Source organism: Anaerospora hongkongensis (assembly GCF_004339805.1).
Classification (GTDB): domain Bacteria; phylum Bacillota; class Negativicutes; order Sporomusales; family DSM-15969; genus Anaerospora; species Anaerospora hongkongensis.
This window is the reverse complement of the sequence record NZ_SLUI01000001.1, coordinates 362,844-379,875: the sequence shown is the minus strand read 5'-3', so window position 1 is coordinate 379,875 and position 17,032 is coordinate 362,844. Positions and strand designations below refer to the sequence as shown.

20 protein-coding genes are annotated in these 17,032 nt (G+C 47.4%); all 20 read left to right on the top strand.

Going from position 1 to position 17,032, the window contains the following annotated elements; all coding sequences use genetic code 11:
• The first annotated feature begins 69 nt into the window (after positions 1–69).
• The 20 genes from EV210_RS02025 to EV210_RS01930 all read left to right on the top strand — a co-directional run bounded on the left by EV210_RS02025 (position 70) and on the right by EV210_RS01930 (position 16,928).
• A complete protein-coding gene (locus EV210_RS02025; protein ID WP_132074797.1) occupies positions 70–1,128 on the top strand; it encodes an elongator complex protein 3 in 1,059 nt (352 codons plus the stop codon).
• 79 nt (positions 1,129–1,207) lie between these two features.
• Positions 1,208–1,468, top strand: coding sequence for a stage V sporulation protein S (locus EV210_RS02020; protein WP_132074794.1), 261 nt, complete (start codon positions 1,208–1,210; stop codon positions 1,466–1,468).
• Positions 1,469–1,580: 112 nt separating this feature from the next.
• The gene (gene smc / locus EV210_RS02015) at positions 1,581–5,135 is read left to right on the top strand and encodes a chromosome segregation protein SMC (protein WP_132074791.1); all 3,555 of its coding nucleotides are present in this window, start codon (positions 1,581–1,583) and stop codon (positions 5,133–5,135) included.
• Positions 5,136–5,156: 21 nt separating this feature from the next.
• Positions 5,157–6,074: a signal recognition particle-docking protein FtsY gene (gene ftsY / locus EV210_RS02010; protein WP_132074788.1), complete on the top strand. Its 918-nt coding sequence runs from the start codon at positions 5,157–5,159 to the stop codon at positions 6,072–6,074.
• 80 nt (positions 6,075–6,154) lie between these two features.
• Entirely contained in the window at positions 6,155–6,499 is a 345-nt protein-coding gene (gene ylxM / locus EV210_RS02005) for a YlxM family DNA-binding protein (RefSeq protein ID WP_132074785.1), read from the top strand.
• 15 nt (positions 6,500–6,514) lie between these two features.
• A complete protein-coding gene (gene ffh / locus EV210_RS02000; protein WP_132074782.1) occupies positions 6,515–7,861 on the top strand; it encodes a signal recognition particle protein in 1,347 nt (448 codons plus the stop codon).
• A gap of 35 nt (positions 7,862–7,896) precedes the next feature.
• Positions 7,897–8,178 carry a 30S ribosomal protein S16 gene (rpsP, locus tag EV210_RS01995; protein ID WP_132074779.1) on the top strand — a complete coding sequence of 94 codons (282 nt, stop codon included), beginning with the start codon at positions 7,897–7,899 and terminating at the stop codon, positions 8,176–8,178.
• A 5-nt stretch (positions 8,179–8,183) separates the two neighbouring features.
• Positions 8,184–8,411, top strand: coding sequence for a KH domain-containing protein (locus EV210_RS01990; protein ID WP_132074776.1), 228 nt, complete (start codon positions 8,184–8,186; stop codon positions 8,409–8,411).
• A gap of 15 nt (positions 8,412–8,426) precedes the next feature.
• A complete protein-coding gene (locus tag EV210_RS01985) occupies positions 8,427–8,834 on the top strand; it encodes a YlqD family protein (RefSeq protein ID WP_132074773.1) in 408 nt (135 codons plus the stop codon).
• A gap of 2 nt (positions 8,835–8,836) precedes the next feature.
• Entirely contained in the window at positions 8,837–9,352 is a 516-nt protein-coding gene (rimM, locus tag EV210_RS01980; RefSeq protein WP_132074770.1) for a ribosome maturation factor RimM, read from the top strand.
• A complete protein-coding gene (gene trmD, locus EV210_RS01975; RefSeq protein WP_132075103.1) occupies positions 9,342–10,088 on the top strand; it encodes a tRNA (guanosine(37)-N1)-methyltransferase TrmD in 747 nt (248 codons plus the stop codon). Before rimM ends, trmD begins: the two co-directional genes overlap by 11 nt.
• A 1-nt stretch (position 10,089) precedes the next feature.
• Positions 10,090–10,665: an RNA methyltransferase gene (locus EV210_RS01970; RefSeq protein WP_132074767.1), complete on the top strand. Its 576-nt coding sequence runs from the start codon at positions 10,090–10,092 to the stop codon at positions 10,663–10,665.
• 115 nt (positions 10,666–10,780) lie between these two features.
• On the top strand, positions 10,781–11,122 hold the full coding sequence (gene rplS, locus EV210_RS01965; protein ID WP_132074764.1) for a 50S ribosomal protein L19: 342 nt from the start codon (positions 10,781–10,783) through the stop codon (positions 11,120–11,122).
• 56 nt (positions 11,123–11,178) lie between these two features.
• Positions 11,179–11,706: a signal peptidase I gene (gene lepB / locus EV210_RS01960; protein ID WP_132074761.1), complete on the top strand. Its 528-nt coding sequence runs from the start codon at positions 11,179–11,181 to the stop codon at positions 11,704–11,706.
• A 44-nt stretch (positions 11,707–11,750) separates the two neighbouring features.
• A complete protein-coding gene (gene ylqF / locus EV210_RS01955; protein WP_279388467.1) occupies positions 11,751–12,608 on the top strand; it encodes a ribosome biogenesis GTPase YlqF in 858 nt (285 codons plus the stop codon).
• 114 nt (positions 12,609–12,722) lie between these two features.
• Entirely contained in the window at positions 12,723–13,523 is an 801-nt protein-coding gene (locus tag EV210_RS01950) for a ribonuclease HII (RefSeq protein WP_132074758.1), read from the top strand.
• A gap of 31 nt (positions 13,524–13,554) precedes the next feature.
• Positions 13,555–13,857 carry an EscU/YscU/HrcU family type III secretion system export apparatus switch protein gene (locus tag EV210_RS01945; RefSeq protein WP_132074755.1) on the top strand — a complete coding sequence of 101 codons (303 nt, stop codon included), beginning with the start codon at positions 13,555–13,557 and terminating at the stop codon, positions 13,855–13,857.
• Between the two features lie 2 nt (positions 13,858–13,859).
• On the top strand, positions 13,860–14,924 hold the full coding sequence (locus tag EV210_RS01940; RefSeq protein ID WP_132074753.1) for an HD-GYP domain-containing protein: 1,065 nt from the start codon (positions 13,860–13,862) through the stop codon (positions 14,922–14,924).
• Between the two features lie 86 nt (positions 14,925–15,010).
• On the top strand, positions 15,011–15,370 hold the full coding sequence (locus EV210_RS01935; protein WP_132074750.1) for a YraN family protein: 360 nt from the start codon (positions 15,011–15,013) through the stop codon (positions 15,368–15,370).
• A gap of 40 nt (positions 15,371–15,410) precedes the next feature.
• Complete coding sequence (locus tag EV210_RS01930) at positions 15,411–16,928, top strand: YifB family Mg chelatase-like AAA ATPase (RefSeq protein ID WP_132074747.1); 1,518 nt, start codon at positions 15,411–15,413, stop codon at positions 16,926–16,928.
• Positions 16,929–17,032: the final 104 nt, after the last annotated feature.

Genomic DNA, 17,032 nt, shown 5'->3' with positions numbered 1-17,032 from the left:
TTGTAAGTGCGGGACAGTAAGCTAATCATGCTCCTGCAAATTACTGGCAGCTGTTAGACGAGAAGGGGGATGAAGGGAATCAAACACTATATTATTCCGGTTTTTATTCCCCACTACGGTTGTACTCACCAGTGTATTTTTTGCAATCAGCAGAAAATTACCGGTGCTGCAACTCCGGTAGACGCCGGTTATGTACAGCAAACGATTGACCTGCATGTAGAGCGGATAACGGAACCCAGATATATTGAGGTTGCTTTTTATGGCGGCAGCTTTACAGCCTTGCCGATTAACGAGCAGCGGCAGTTGCTGCTGCCGGCTTATCAGGCTTGGCAGGGCGGCAAAGTCAATGGCATTCGCTTATCAACCCGGCCGGATTGCATAAGTGAGGAAATTATTGACAATCTGCTGGCATATCAGGTTACAGTTGTTGAGCTTGGCGTACAGTCGCTTGATGAACAGGTGCTTGCCAAAGCGCAACGGGGGCATACTGTTGACGATGTGACAAGCGCCGTGCACCTGTTAAGGGGGCGGCAAATTCCTTTTGGGATACAAATTATGCCGGGACTGCCGGGGGAAGATCAGCTTAGTCTTCTGGTTACAGCCAATAGAGCGGTAGCGCTCAAGCCGCACTTCGCCCGTTTGTATCCCACAATTGTTATTGATAAGACCGAATTAGCGACGCAGTACCGCCAAGGTCAGTACCAGCCGCTGACCTTGGAAAAGGCGATTCAACATACGGCATTTTTAAAGCTGTTTTTTGAGCAGCATTCCATACCGGTTATCCGTACCGGACTGCAGGCAACAGAAGAACTTGACAAGGGGACAACGGTACTGGCCGGCCCTTATCATCCTGCTTTTGGCGAGTTAGTGGATGGCTATTTGTTTTATCAGATGGGATTAAAAGCGCTGGAGGCGGCCAGGCCATCGACGGAGCCGATCATTATTCGTCATCATCGCCGGGATCATTCCAAGATCCGGGGGATTAGCAATTGCTATTTTACAAAGCTGCAGCAAGCTGCACAACGGCCGATCAAACTGCTGGAAGGAAACCTGCAGGAAGGGGAAATTTCCCTGGAGGAGGGCCTTTCGCAGCAAATTATTAGCCGAAAGATGTTATTTTTCACGTAAATGAAGATTAGCAGGAATTTTTAGGAAATGCGCTGAATATTGTATAGCATTAGCCCTGACCATCAAAGGAGGTTAAGTAATGGAAGTGCTTAAAGTATCAGCGCAATCCAATCCTAAATCTGTAGCAGGCGCGCTGGCTGCAGTGCTCAGAGAAAAAGGTACAGCAGAAGTGCAGGCAGTAGGCGCAGGGGCAGTTAACCAGGCTATTAAAGCAGTTGCCATCGCTCGCGGTTTCGTTGCTCCTAACGGTATTGATCTGATTGCAGTTCCTGCATTTGCTGAAATTAACATCGATGGCGAGGAACGCACGGCAATTCGGTTTATTGTTGAACCACGGTAACTATCAACTGTTCGGAAACCTGTTTGCTTTAAGCAAACGGGTTTTTTTATTGTAACCCTATGCAGGACGTGGTAAAATTTTATAGATAACATTGTATGTGGGGGAATCGGATTTGCTGCTGCGCAGATTAGAGACGTATGGCTTTAAATCTTTTGCTGAAAAAACGGAAGTGGAGTTTGGCTCTGGCATAACGGCAATTGTTGGACCTAACGGCAGCGGAAAAAGCAATATTTCCGATGCGATTCGCTGGGCCTTAGGGGAGCAAAGCATCCGTACTTTGCGGGGGACTAAGGCGGAAGATGTAATATTTGCAGGCAGTTCAAAGCGCAGATCACTTGGTGCTGCGGAGGTTTCACTGGTTTTTGATAATAGTGACAATCAGTTGCCGCTTGATTTTAACGAGGTGACGATCACCCGGCGGATTTTTCGCTCCGGCGATAGTGAATACTACATAAACAAATCGGCCTGCCGGCTGAAGGATATTCATGAGTTATTGGCAGATACCGGTCTTGGACGGGATTCCATGTCGGTTATTGGGCAAAATAAGGTAGATGAGGTATTAAACAGTAAGCCTGAGGAAAGACGGTCCTTCTTTGAAGAAGTAGCAGGAATAACGAAATATAAGCTGCGCAAGCGGGAAGCCCTGCGTAAAATGGAAGAGACCAGCGGTAATCTTAATCGCGTAGATGATTTAATGAGCGAAATCGAGTCGCAGTTGGAGCCTATGGCCCAAAATGCCGAACGTACCCGTACGTATAACAGTCTGCATCAGGAGCTTGTTGCTTATCAGGCTACTTTGCTGCTCAATAAGCTGACAAAAGCAGAGAAAATGATCACGAGTGCCCAGCTGGAAGAGGCGGAAATTACCGACCGGGAGCTCGCTGCTGCGGCTCAGTTAGCTGGAGCGGAAGCTGATAAAGAGCGATTGGCCAGTGAACTGCTGGCTGTCGATGATCGACTGACTAAAGTTGATGCAGAGATCGCAGCACGCAGCACGGAATTAGAGCGGGTAGAAGGGAAAAAAGCGGTTCTCGAGGAACGGATCCGTCAGTCTGAGAAAGCGGAAGAACGGCTAAACCAAGAGGCGGCACGGCTGATCGAACTGCAGCAAGAACTAAAGGAAAAGCTGCGGCAGGAAGAAATGAATGCCGCAGGCAAGGCTGAGGAAAAGAATCAGCTGGAAGAGCGTCTGGGTCAGCTGAATGCCAGCTATGCTGCAACAGCCGAAGCGGCTCAAGTGTTGGGCAGGCAGATTGAAGAAGGCAAAGAACGTACGTTTACCCAGCTGCAGCGCATTGCCAATGAACGCAATGAGCTGCGGGCCGCTGAACGTGACCAGGAGAGATTACTGCTGCGCAAGGCCACTCTGGAAAAAGAACAGGGCCAGTATGCCGCGCAGCTGAGTGAAACCAAACAAAGCAGCAAAAGCATAGAAGAAGAGCAGCAAAGGCTGAACAGCGGCAAGCAAGAACTGATTGAGGCTCTTCGGCAGGCGGACAAGCAGAAGCTTGCGCTCGATGCGATACTGCAGGAGACGGTAAAGGCAGAGCGAAGCATAACCGGACAATTGCAGGAGACGGCTTCGCGCTTAAAGATACTGACGCACATGCAGGAAGATTACGATGGATTTGGGCGTGGTATTAAGCAATTGCTGAAAGCGAGTACCCCCTGGCGCAATCAACTGTGTGGCGCGGTAGCCGAACTTTTTACCGTTAACGACCAGTATGTGGTTGCCATTGAAACGGCTTTAGGCGGTGCCTTGCAGCATATCATCACGGAAAATGAAGGAGCGGCGAAGGCTGCTATTGACTTTTTAAAGAACAATAAGCTTGGCCGGGCAACATTTTTACCGCTTACGACAATCAGGCCGTCCGCTCCCCGGGCGATGGAACTTGCTGCTGCCGAGCAGTCGGGAGCTGTTGGTTTAGCCGCTGACCTGGTCAGCTGTGATGCGAAATACAAACCAGTTCTTCAGTATTTGCTGGGCCGTACGATTGTGGCAACCAATATTGATACCGGACTGGAGATTGCCCGCAAATCATCCTTTTCGCTCAGAATTGTAACCTTAGATGGTCAACAGATTAATCCGGGAGGTTCATTGACAGGGGGGAGTGTCAATCGCCGCGAAAACAGTTTTTTGAGCCGCGGGAACGAGATTGATTCGCTACAACTCCGTCATGCTGAGCTAAGTAAAAAATACGAGGCCGTGCGAGCGGAGGAAGCTGAATTAAAAGGTAAAGTCCAGGAAGCAGAGATGCAAATCAGCTCCCTTGTACGGCAGCAGCGTGATGCGGATGTGCGGCAAGCAGAGCTGGCTGTGCAACTAGAGCGGTCAATTAGCGACAGCAACCGGATGCAGCAGGCAGTTATGACGCTGCAACAGGAACTAGCAGCTGTTGACAAAGAAAGTGAACAGCTGCAAAAGCGTCTGGCAGATCTCCAGCTAAGCGTACAGGTGCTTGAGACGGATGACTCAGACTACAAGGGGCAAGTGCAAGTATGGCAATTACAATTTAATGAGCTGCAGGCAGCGAAAGAGGCTGTGACAATTGAAGCAACTGAAATCAAAATCGCACTGGCCGGTTTGCAGCAGCAAATAGAAGCGCTGGTTGTTCAGTGCCGCGGGTATAATGAACAGCTGCTGCAATTGCAGCGCCAGCAGGAAGACTCAGCCAATGAGCTGACGAAAACCACAGTGGAAATTGCGTCAGCCGCACAAGAGATCGCTGTTCTGGGGACATTGCGAAATGAGGTTGCTGAGCAGAAAGCTGCCTATCAGACTGAGCGGCAGACTCTGTACGGCAATAAAATGAATATCTTATCGCTAGTGCAAAAGAATGAAAAGGATATCCGTGATTTCCGGCGCAAATACGGTGAGCTGCAGACCCGACTGCATGATATGCAGCTTATGATGACAAAATATCAATTCGAGGTTACGCACAGTCAGGAACAGCTGGAGCAATTCGGCTTGACTGAGGATGATGCCAAATTGCTATTGCGCTCAGGCTCTCATGAGGAAGTGGCCGCCTGCATCCGGCAGCTGGAAGGGCAGATCGCGGAATTGGGACCGGTTAACCCGGGAGCAGTGGAAGAATATGAGCGATTAGCGGAAAGACAGCGGTTCCTGCATACACAAAGCGAGGATCTGCGATCAGCCAGGGATTATCTCGTATCCATCATCCGTGATATTGATGCAACCATGTCAAAACAGTTTACTACGGCTTTTGCCGTCATTAATGAACGGTTCGGCGAAATATTTTCCCGTCTTTTTGGCGGGGGAACTGCCAGCCTGCAACTGCTGGAACCGGCGAACGTGCTGGAAACAGGTATTGATATACTGGTACAGCCGCCTGGTAAGAAACAGCAAAACCTGTCGCTCCTATCCGGAGGCGAGCGCGCTTTAACTGTTATTGCACTGTTGTTTTCTTTTCTTGCCTTTCGCCCTGCCCCATTCTGTGTAGTTGATGAGATTGATGCAGCCCTGGATGAAGCCAACGTTGAGCGCTTCAGCACCTTTTTGCGCGATTATGCCAAAGAGACGCAATTTATTGTTGTAACTCACCGTAAGGGAACCATGGAGGCCGCTGATGTCATGCAGGGAGTAACGATGGAGGAGTCGGGAATTTCCCGGCTGCTGTCCGTCAAATTTATGGATAAAGCTGTTTAGTCACATTAAGGAGGGTACAACTTGGGCTTTTTTGATAAACTCAAACAAGGATTAGAGAAAACCCGGAAAAGTTTTACAGAGAAAATTGAGCAATTAGTCACCGGGTATGCCAAAATTGATGATGAATTTTTGGAAGATCTGGAAGCGGTATTGCTGTCGGCTGATGTAGGTGTACAAACGACGAACAAGTTGATGGCTGATATCCGTTCCGGCATTAAAAATAAGGAAATAGAATCCCCGGAGCAGCTCCGGCCATTTCTCAAGCAGCGAATCAGTGCGCTGCTGGAAGGCGATTTAGCCGAGCCGCAGCTGGCAGATCAGCCGCCGACGGTAATTGTTGTTGTTGGCGTAAACGGTGTGGGGAAAACCACCACAATCGGTAAGCTCGGACAATACTATCACGGACAGGGGAAAAAAGTACTCTTTGCTGCTGGTGATACGTTCCGGGCGGCCGCGATTGATCAGCTGGATATCTGGGCAACCCGCATTGGGGCGGAAGTCATTAAACACAGCGAAGGCTCCGATCCGGCAGCAGTGGCTTATGATGCCGTACAGGCGGCGCGGGCCCGCAAGGCGGATGTCGTCATTATCGACACTGCTGGGCGGCTGCATACGAAAGCTAATTTGATGGAAGAACTGAAAAAAATACGCCGGGTGGTGTCGCGGGATATTCCCGAAGCGCCCCATGAAACGCTGCTGGTGCTTGATGCCACTACCGGTCAAAACGCAATTAACCAGGCGAAAATCTTTGGCAATGCCGTTCAATTATCGGGGGTTGTTTTGACGAAGCTTGATGGTACGGCTAAAGGCGGGGTGGTGATTGCCGTCAAAGCAGAACTGGGAATTCCGGTGAAATGGATTGGTGTCGGTGAAGGGGTAAATGATTTGCGGCCATTTGAGCCGCAAGAATTTGCCGAAGCTTTATTTGCTGACAAGTAAATATACTTGACAAGCATCAAGAAGTTCTTTATAATCATACCTGTAAAGTATTTTTGCTTGTCAGAGAAGGTTGGTAATTCATGCTGGATAAAATATTCCGCATCGGTCTGTTGTTCGATTTTTATGGCGCATTACTCACTGATAAGCAGCAATATTGTCTGGAAATGCATTATCTCCGTGATTTATCCTTATCGGAAATTGCCGATGAGTTAAACGTATCCCGCCAGGCAGTGCATGATATTTCGCGGCGTGCCGAACAAAGCCTGGAAGAGTATGAAGCAAAGCTGAAGCTGGTTGAGCGGCATCAGCGGGAACGGAATTTACTGCAAGAAATGCACGGTTTATTACATAGTCTGCCGCCAGAGGCGGCTAAACTATCGCAGATACATCTTACCCTCGAAAAACTGGAACAATTGCTGGATTAAGAAAGGCGGGTACGCATGGTTTTTGAAAGCTTGGCCGACAAGCTGCAGCAAACATTTAAAAAGCTGCGGGGACGGGGAAAATTATCGGAAAGCGACGTAAGTGAAGCACTGCGGGAAGTCCGCATGGCCTTGCTGGAAGCAGACGTCAATTTTAAGGTAGCCAAAGAGTTCGTTGCCCGCGTGAAAGAGCGTGCCGTAGGGCAGGAAGTTCTGGGAAGCCTGACTCCGGCTCAGCATGTTATAAAAATTGTTAATGATGAGCTAACGGAGCTGCTAGGCGGTACGCAGAGCCGGATTACTATTTCTTCCAGACCGCCAACCGTGATTATGCTGGTCGGCCTGCAAGGGGCCGGTAAAACTACAACAGCCGGTAAATTGGCCAATCTCCTGCGTAAGCAAAACAAAAAGCCCTTATTGGTAGCAGGTGATATTTACCGCCCTGCAGCAATCAAACAGCTGCAGGTTTTAGGTGAACAGTTAGATCTTCCGGTTTTTACCCTGGGGGATAAGGAAAGCCCTGTAACGATTGCGGAAAAAGCAATACAGCATGCAAATGCTTATGCCCGCGATGTCGTTATTATTGATACTGCCGGCCGTCTTCATATCAATGAAGAGCTAATGGATGAATTAAAATCTATTAAGAAGACGGTTAAGCCTCATGAAATCCTGTTAGTGGTAGATGCGATGACCGGGCAGGATGCTGTAAATGTAGCCGAGTCCTTTAATGAGGCTTTGGGCATTGACGGTGTAATCCTCACCAAGCTGGACGGCGACGCCCGCGGCGGTGCTGCCTTGTCGATTAAATCTGTTACCGGAAGACCGATTAAGTTCGCCGGTATGGGTGAAAAACTCGATGCTCTGGAAACATTCCATCCTGACCGGATGGCGTCCCGTATCCTGGGGATGGGAGATGTTCTCAGCCTTATTGAGAAAGCGCAGACATCCATCAACTTAGAACAAGCGCAGGAGATGGAAAAAAAGCTGCGAAAAGATTCGTTTACCCTTGACGATTTTCTCGATCAGCTGCAGCAGGTTCGCAAATTAGGGCCGCTGGATCAAATTCTTGGCATGCTGCCTGGGATGGGAAACCTGAAGAAGCTGCAAGGCATGGAATTTGATGAAAAAGAATTGAAGCGCGTTGAAGCCGTCATTCAATCGATGACCAAAAAGGAACGCCGTGATCCGTCCATTATTAATGGCAGCCGCCGTAAGCGTATTGCCAGCGGCAGTGGCACCAAAGTTCAGGATGTTAACAGGCTGCTTAAGCAATTTGTGGAAGCCCGCAAAATGATGAAAAAGTTTCAGGAAATGCAAAAGTCCGGCAAGAAACCCGGTGGTTTTAAATTGCCCTTCATGCGATAGGCAGGGCAGCTATTTTGTAAAGGAGGTGATTGTAAATGGCAGTTAAAATTCGTTTAATGCGTATGGGTGCTAAGAAAAGCCCGTTTTACCGTTTGGTTGTAGCTGATTCCCGTGCTCCTCGTGATGGTCGTTCCATCGAGACTTTGGGTCACTATGATTCAACTACTGAGCCCGCTGTAATCAAAATTGATGAAGAAAAAGCTATCAACTGGCTGCAAAAAGGTGCTCAACCTACTGATACTGTTAAATCTTTGCTCAGCAAAACCGGTATCATGAAAAAATGGGACGAACTGAAGCGTAATAAGAAAGAGGCGTAATAACTATGAAAGACTTAGTGGAAGTTATCGCCAAAGCTTTAGTAAAGAATCCGGAGCAAGTCAGTGTAACAGTTGTTGAAGAAGACAACTCTACTGTTCTTGAATTGCGGGTAGCTTCTGATGATATGGGAAAGATCATTGGCAAGCAAGGCCGGATCGCCAAAGCTGTCAGAACTGTAGTTAAGGCTGCGGCTACCCGTGAAAACAAGAAAGTGACAGTGGAAATTGTCTAAGAAGGTGGAGCGGACATGGATAATATGACCTTGAAATGCCCGGTAACTATTAAAGCAAAAGTGACGGAAGATCTGAAAGCGCGCTTGGCCGCTGAAATTCAGGATGGTATTAAGAAGGCTGACATTGAGTTGCAGCAAATTGAATTTCATGCTAAACGGGTTATGGCCGAACAGGCTAAACAGGATGCACAAGGACTTGTAGCTTTACGTCAGCAAATCGAAGAGGAAAAGCAGAAGCGCTTTGAATTTAAAAATCATATGACGGAAAAATTGAAAGAAACTGCGCAACTCGAGATTGGTGCTGAAATTGTTCAGGGAACTATGGAGCGTTTTATCACCGTGAGTGTTGGTGACGATTTGCATAAATTAATGGGCAGTGAGATTTTACTGGAAGACGGCAAAGTCATTGCCTTTCGCAGCTAATCGTGGCTGATAACCAAGTCATTATCGGAAAAATAGTTGCCCCGCACGGCGTGCGGGGTGACGTCCGTGTTATTCCGCTTACTGATTTTCCCGAACGGTTTCACCAGCTGGAAGCGGTGTATACTGATGACGGGGCCAAACTGACGGTGGAAAGTGCCCGTTTTCATAAGCAGTTTGTGTTGATTAAATTCCGCAGTATTCAAACCATGAATGATGCAGAGCAGCTGCGGGGTAAACTAATAAAGGTAAGACGTGAAGATGCAGTGGTATTGCCGGAAGGGCATTACTACTTTTTTGATATTATCGGCTTAGCGGTTTATACCGAATCCGGTGACTATTTAGGAGAAATAACGGATATTCTGCAAACAGGCAGCAACGATGTTTATATTGCTGAAAAAGCAAATGAAAAACCGTTGTTGATTCCAGCATTAAAAGAAGTAGTACGTCAAATTGATATTCCCGGGAAAAAAATAGTTGTAAAGCTCCAGGAAGAATGGGATGATGACAGTGAGAATTGACATTGTTTCCTTGTTTCCCGAAATGTTTGACGGCCCATTTGGACATAGCATTATTAAACGAGCCCGTGAAGCAGGAATCTTAGAAACGGTTGTTACAAATCCCCGGGACTATGCCAGAGATAAACACCGCATTGTTGATGATACTCCTTTTGGCGGAGGCGCGGGTATGGTTATGAAGCCTGATCCGCTGTTTTTTGCTGTTGAGGATATTATCGAAAAGAGCGGACGGGAGAAGAGAAAAATTCTCCTCATGTGCCCAGGCGGTGCAACCTTTACGCAGGATAAGGCAAAAGAGCTGGCTCAGTATGAACAGCTGATTTTACTGTGCGGTCATTACGAAGGTATTGATGAGCGCGTCCGGGAACATCTGGTTGATGAAGCATTGTCAATTGGAGATTTTGTGCTAACGGGTGGCGAGTTGCCGGCAATGATTGTGGTTGATGCGGTTGCCCGCATGCTGCCGGGAGTCTTAGGTGCTAGTGCTTCCGCCGAACAGGATTCTTTTTATGATGGGCTGCTTGAGCATCCTCACTATACAAGACCGCGCGACTTCCGCGGCTGGCAGGTTCCTGATATCTTAGTCAGCGGCGATCATGCCAAAATTGCCCGGTGGCGCCGCAAACAGTCGCTTAAAAATACGCTGCTGCGACGGCCTGATTTGCTCGAGTCAGCAACATTAGAGCCGCTCGATCAGCAATTGCTGGCAGAAATACGGGAAGAACAATTTGGAGGCTAACGTGTCGGCACGGTTATATATTGGATTAGTTCATTATCCTATTTATAATAAGCGAGAAGAGATCGTTACAACAGCAATCACTAATTTTGATATTCACGATATTGCCCGGACCGCCAGAACCTACGATGTGAAGAAATACTTTGTTATTCATCATATTGAGAGTCAGGTAAGTTTGGCGCAGGAAATTATTGATCATTGGCGTAAAGGATACGGTAGTCAGTATAATCCTGACCGGCGTGAGGCGTTCAGTATTCTGGAGACTTGTCCGTCTATCGCTCAAGCGGCAGCTGAAGTAGAACGATTGGAAGGTGCAGCACCTTTTATTGTCACAACTGACGCGAGAAAGTATGCCAATACGATTTCTTATCCGGCAATGCGGCAGGTCATTCAGCAAGGAGAACGACCAGTATTGCTATTGTTTGGTACTGGCTGGGGTATTGAACAGTCGGTAATGGAGCAATTCGATTATATTCTGGAGCCTATTTATGGGCCGGGAGATTATAATCATTTGCCTGTACGGTCTGCTGTAGCTATTATTCTCGACCGGCTTCAGGGGGAAGCCTGGTGGCAGAATTAGCTCAGGGCTTGTGCTCTTCTTAAGTATATGTTACAATAATTGACGTGTAATACGGATGGTCCGCTGCCTGCCGACAGGAGCTAGGTACGAACATCAAGTATAAGGAGGAAATATAGTGGATATTATCAGAGCTCTCGAACAAGAACAACTTCGTCAGGACATTCCTTCTTTCAGACCAGGAGACACCGTTCGTGTCCATGTAAAGGTCGTCGAAGGAAACCGCGAACGTATCCAGGTATTTGAAGGTGTTGTCATCAATCGGAAAAGTGGAGGCGTTCGGGAAACCTTTACTGTAAGACGCGTATCTTATAATGTTGGCGTTGAGCGTACATTCCCGGTTCACTCTCCGCGTATTGACAAAATTGAAGTAATGCGCAGAGGTATTGTACGCCGGGCTAAATTATACTATCTCCGTAACTTAACCGGTAAAGCTGCACGTATTAAAGAAAGACGTTAGTATCATAATAGGGACTGTATACAGTCCCTATTCTTCATTTGATAAGGAGGATTAATTTGAATAACAGTGCATTAGGCCAGGAAATTAAAGATTGGGTTATTTCCATTCTTATTGCCGTTGTGCTGGCCTTTTTTATCAGATACTTTATTGTTGAGCTTTATATGGTTGAAGGTCCTTCTATGCGTCCCACGCTGGTAAACAGTGAACGGCTGGTTGTCAATAAGTTTATCTATCATTTTAAACAGCCGGAAAGAGGAGATGTATTGGTCTTCAAGTATCCCCGGGATCCCAGTCGTGATTTTATTAAACGAGTCATTGCGGTTGCCGGTGATACGATTGAGCTTAAAGATGGACGGGTATTTCTCAATGGGCAGCTTTTAAATGAAACGTACATACTGGAAAAGACCCGTGGATCCTATCCGCTGGCTACCGTTCCGGAAGGGACGATCTTTGTTATGGGAGATAACCGGAATAACTCAGAAGACAGCCGGTTCCGCGATGTTGGATTTGTGCCGTTAGATATGGTTAAAGGGAAAGCGGTCATGGTTTTTTGGCCGATTGATCACATAAAAACCCTTCCTTAACTGCACACTAGTGAAATAAGCGTTAAGGGTGGAGGAAGCGTTCCGTGCATATAAATTGGTTTCCCGGCCATATGGCCAAAGCTCACCGCATGATCCGGGAGCATTTAAAACTTGTTGATGTGGTAGTAGAATTACTGGATGCACGTATCCCAATCAGTAGTGCAAACCCGGTAATTGATCAGGTTGTGGAACACAAGCCACGGATTGTGGCTTTGAATAAAGCCGATCTGGCGGAGCCGGAAGAGCTGGAAAAGTGGATACGTTATTTTCGCGGGCAAGGGTTTCAGGTTGTAGCATTAGAAGCCGTCAGCGGTAAAGGCGCTAAGATGCTGGTGAATCAGGTTGAGGCTGCAGCCAGTGCCAAGATAAAGGCCTGGGAAGCAAAAGGGATGCGGGCACGAGCGGTACGTGCGATGATTCTGGGGATTCCGAATGTGGGCAAATCTTCCTTAATTAATAAATTACTGGGGACTGCTACTGTACGAACCGCTGATAAGCCGGGCGTTACCCGTGGAAAGCAGTGGATCAAAATAGGCAGGAATCTCGAATTACTCGATACTCCCGGTGTCCTTTGGCCCAAGCTGGAAGATCAAGATGTAGCGTTTAAGCTGGCAGTTACAGGGGCTATTTCGGATGACGTATATGACATGGAAGATGTTATTGTTCGCTTGCTGATGCTGCTGCGTGAGCAGTATAGCGAGCGATTGATTGAACGATATAATCTCACAGCACCGCTCCCCGAGGATGCTGAAGCCTTATTGACGCTGATCGGTGAGCGCCGGGGATGCTTGCGGGGCGGCGGCATCGTTGATTTTGAAAAAGTGCGCCGGATTATTTTAAATGAATTCCGGGCAGGAAAGCTCGGCCAATTTACCCTGGATAAAGTAGATCCGATTGAGTGACAGACTGGCAGTTACTGCCAGTCTGTTTGTTTTTTTGCTCTGAAAAAGGATTTGCCGATTAAGCCAAGAATATAACTAACTTATAGTTGCCCAGGCCAAAAATGGAGGAAGAATTTGAATATTTCGAATCTAACTGTTAGTGAAGTTACCCGGTTGCTGCAGCAGCAAGAGTGTAGTGAAGAACTGATTCATCAATTAAAAGCTGATACGCGCAGTTCCATAGCTAAGCTGGTCAACCGCTGGCAGCAAAAAAGAGAACAAGCCGCTGCCGAACAAGAACGTATTCGTCAGTTATATGTTTTTGAACGTGAATTTTATGCGCAAGGCTACCAATATGTTGCCGGTGTAGATGAGGCAGGGCGGGGGCCGCTTGCCGGTCCGGTAGTTGTGGGGGCAGTCGTGCTTCCGGCTGAGTGTCAGATACCGGAGCTGAATGATTCCAAACAATTAACACCGGCGCGCCGGGAAGAGTTATATACCACAATTCATCAGATTGCCTTAGCCGTGGAATATGCGGTCATTGATGTCAATATCATTGATGAAATCAATATCTATCAGGCGACGGTCCAAGGAATGTATCAGGTCTTAAGCAGCCTTGCGCTGCAGCCGGAAGCCGCGCTGATTGATGCCGTTCCGCTGCGGAAATTATCCATTCCCTGCCAGTCGATCATTAATGGTGATGCACTTAGCGCTTCCATCGCAGCTGCTTCTATTATTGCTAAGGTTGAACGGGATCGATTGATGCTGGAGTATGATAAGCTATATCCGGAATACGGATTTGCCAAAAATAAAGGTTATGCCACAAAAGAACATCAGGCAGCACTGCAGCAAGTTGGCCCTTGTCCTATCCATCGCACGAGTTTTGAGCCGATAAAATCGATGCTGACAACAACGCAGGAACTAGCACTTTTTTAGTTATTACCGGTAGGGAGTGAGGGCTGCCAAAATGGAAACGGAAGATAAAAATATTCCGAAACCGAAACAAGCAGTAGCGGTGCGCTACAGGGAGGATAAGGACACGGCTCCCCGCATCGTAGCAAAAGGCACCGGTTTTACTGCCGAACAAATTATTAACACAGCAGTACAGCATTCAGTCCCGCTGTATCAGAACAGTACCATGGCAGGGATGCTGATGGCTGTCGAACTTGATAGAGAAATTCCCCCTGAATTATACAAGGTTGTTGCTGAAGTCTTGGCGTACATATTTCGCATTGATCAGCGACTAGGTCAACAAACCTATAGGAGGTAACAATGCGCCGGATTTTACTGGAAAATATCACTGCCGGTATGAAGCTTGCGAAGCCTTTATACAATGCTGACGGACAAATACTGCTCAATGCCGGAGTGGAACTGAAAGAACATTATTTGGCTCGCTTACAGGAATTGGACCTTACCTATGTGTATGTAGATGATGATTTAACAGCAGATATTGATATTCCGGATGTAGTCAGCGAAAAAGTCCGTATGGAAGCTGTCATGAATTCGAAAGCTATCCTGGAAAAGATCCGGGTGGGCAAAGGTGTGGATGCCACGCAGGCCAAACAGGTTACCAATATGCTGGTTGATGAGCTGAGTCTTAATGCGGGAATATTGCTGAACTTTATTGATATGCGTTCGAAAGCGGATTATCTATTCACTCATTCGGTCAATGTTTGTATTATTTCGATCATGACCGGAATCAGGCTGGGCTATGATGAACTGCGCCTGAGGGACTTAGGGATAGGCGCGCTGCTGCATGATGTAGGAAAAATAGAGATCTCAGCGGAGATCGTCAATAAAACAGGCCGTCTGACGGCTGCAGAAAATGAGGAAATAAAAAAACATCCTCAGCTGGGCTTTGAGATCCTTAGAAAGAATCCGGATATCAGCCTGTTATCTGCTCACTGTGCGTATCAGCATCATGAGCGGCTGGATGGCTGCGGCTATCCACGCGGCTTACAGGGAGAACAAATCCATCCTTTTGCACAAATTGTTGCGATTGCCGACGTATATGATGCCTTGGTATCCGATACTGCTTACCGAAAGGCGATACCGGTCTATGAAGCGCTAGCGATTATTCTCAAGGCAGGCGGGAGCTATTTTGATGCGGAGATTGTGGAAAAATTTGCGGAAAACATTGCGGCTTATCCGATAGGGACAGTTGTTAGATTGAATAATAATCAAATCGGAGTGGTTGTTGATATTTCCCGCGAATCGAAGCGTCAGCCGGTTGTACGCATCGTCATTGACGAACATAAACAAAGAGTAACGCAATTGCTGGAGATCGACCTGTCCAAACATCCGCAGCTCTATATTGCTGATGTAGTAGAACGGTAAAATTTACCTGAAATTGTCTAACCAACATCCTGATTTGGCAGGATGTTGGTTTTTTTTAGGGAATTATCACAAAAGGAGGCATAACTATGAATCATCTTAAACTGGGAGAACAAGGTGAAGATCTGGCTGTGGCTTTTCTGCAGCAGCAAGGCTATCAGCTGCTTGCCCGCCGGTTTCGCTGCAGGATCGGCGAGATTGATATTATCGTCAAAAAAAGTGGCATGATCGTGTTTGTAGAAGTAAAAACACGGCGATCTGTGCTTTTCGGCACTCCGGCTCAGGCTGTTAACCGAAAAAAGCAAGATAAAATTATTAATACTGCCTTGAATTATCTGAATTATACAAACAATACTCGTTTACCTATACGCTTTGATATCTTGGAAGTGATGATTGCAGGCGAAGGTAAGCCTGTATGCAATCATATAATAAATGCCTTTGGTCGATAAATAGAGCGCATAACGTCGTAAAGGAAGACTGGTGGGTTTTATGTTTGCACAAGTATTTGGGTCAACTATTTTAGGCTTAAATGGAATGCTGATTACCGTAGAAGTGGATATCTCCAATGGGATTCCCGGTCTCGATATTGTCGGGCTGCCTGATGCGTCCGTGCGTGAATCACGCGAACGCGTAAAGGCGGCAATAAATAATTCAGGATTTGAGTTCCCTACCAGGAGAATAACGGTTAATCTGGCTCCGGCAGATATAAAAAAAGACAGCTCCGGCCTTGATTTGCCAATTGCAATCGGCATATTAGCAGCCAGTGGACAAATACCGGCAGCCAGCTGTACCCGCACAGCGTTTGTTGCGGAATTGTCACTGGAAGGCAAGCTGCGGGGCGTTTCCGGCTTATTGTCGATGGCGATGAACAGCATTGCTAACGGGCTGGCTGAAATGATGGTGGCACCCGACAATGCAAAAGAGGCACTTATTGCAGGCAAATTTACGGTTTATGCGCCAGCCACGCTGGAACAGATTGTCAGCCATCTACGGGGAGAGAGCCGGCTTGCAGCCGTTGCAAACAACAGGGAAGTAGTGGAGGAGCAATGGCATAGTGAGGATTTCTCCGAGGTCCAGGGGCAGATGACTGCTAAACGGGCATTGGAGATTGCAGCCGCAGGCGGCCATAATGTATTGATGATCGGACCACCAGGTTCCGGCAAGACGATGCTGGCCCGGCGTATCACCACTATACTTCCCCCCATGATACGGCAGGAAGCTTTAGAAGTAACTAAAATATACAGCGCAGCGGGATTGTTTAAAAACCACAATATTATTACGATCCGGCCCTTCCGCAGTCCGCATCATACTGTTTCGCAGGCGGGTATGATTGGCGGCGGAACGATTCCCCGTCCAGGCGAGGTGACGCTAAGCCATAATGGCGTACTATTTTTGGACGAACTGCCGGAGTTTCCCCGGGCGGTTCTGGAGGTATTGAGGCAGCCGCTGGAAGACGGCGAAGTACACATATCACGTGTTAACGCATCCTTAGCCTATCCTGCGGAGTTCATGCTGATCGCCGCTATGAATCCCTGTCCGTGTGGCTATGCAACGGATACCGAAAAGCAGTGCACTTGCAGTCTGAATGAGATCCGCCGTTATATCAAAAAAATATCCGGTCCATTATTAGACCGGATTGATCTGCATGTCCATGTTCCGCGGCCAAGCTATACGGAGCTGACGGCAAGTATACCTGCGGAGAACTCAGCACAAATAGCAGAACGGGTAGCAGAGGCGCGCAAGATTCAACTGAAGCGGCTGGAAAAGTTCTCAATTGCCTGTAACGCCCAGATGGGACATAAGCATTTGAAAGCAACTTGCCAGCTTACTGACGAGGCACAATTACTATTGAAGCAGGCATTTACCAAAATGAATTTAAGTGCGCGCAGTTATGACCGGATGGTGAAAGTAGCCCGTACAATTGCTGACCTTGGTCATGCAGACAAGATAGATGCAGTTCATATTTCAGAAGCAATTAGTTTCCGGAATCATCTGCAGCCTTTATAGATTGGGAAGCGTAAAAGAGCCGACAAGGCTCTTTATTTATTGTACATGTCTATTTTATAAATACATCGGGCTAGGGAATAAAGGTCAACAGTGGTAGTTAGCAT

What these genes read in the sequence shown, in the direction of transcription:
- EV210_RS02025 (WP_132074797.1), top strand. Translation starts at nt 70, where the DNA reads ATGAAGGGAATCAAACACTATATTATTCCGGTTTTTATTCCCCACTAC.
- EV210_RS02020 (WP_132074794.1), top strand. Translation starts at nt 1,208, where the DNA reads ATGGAAGTGCTTAAAGTATCAGCGCAATCCAATCCTAAATCTGTAGCA.
- ylxM (WP_132074785.1), top strand. Translation starts at nt 6,155, where the DNA reads ATGCTGGATAAAATATTCCGCATCGGTCTGTTGTTCGATTTTTATGGC.
- ffh (WP_132074782.1), top strand. Translation starts at nt 6,515, where the DNA reads ATGGTTTTTGAAAGCTTGGCCGACAAGCTGCAGCAAACATTTAAAAAG.
- rpsP (WP_132074779.1), top strand. Translation starts at nt 7,897, where the DNA reads ATGGCAGTTAAAATTCGTTTAATGCGTATGGGTGCTAAGAAAAGCCCG.
- EV210_RS01990 (WP_132074776.1), top strand. Translation starts at nt 8,184, where the DNA reads ATGAAAGACTTAGTGGAAGTTATCGCCAAAGCTTTAGTAAAGAATCCG.
- EV210_RS01985 (WP_132074773.1), top strand. Translation starts at nt 8,427, where the DNA reads ATGGATAATATGACCTTGAAATGCCCGGTAACTATTAAAGCAAAAGTG.
- EV210_RS01945 (WP_132074755.1), top strand. Translation starts at nt 13,555, where the DNA reads ATGGAAACGGAAGATAAAAATATTCCGAAACCGAAACAAGCAGTAGCG.
- EV210_RS01940 (WP_132074753.1), top strand. Translation starts at nt 13,860, where the DNA reads ATGCGCCGGATTTTACTGGAAAATATCACTGCCGGTATGAAGCTTGCG.
- EV210_RS01935 (WP_132074750.1), top strand. Translation starts at nt 15,011, where the DNA reads ATGAATCATCTTAAACTGGGAGAACAAGGTGAAGATCTGGCTGTGGCT.
- EV210_RS01930 (WP_132074747.1), top strand. Translation starts at nt 15,411, where the DNA reads ATGTTTGCACAAGTATTTGGGTCAACTATTTTAGGCTTAAATGGAATG.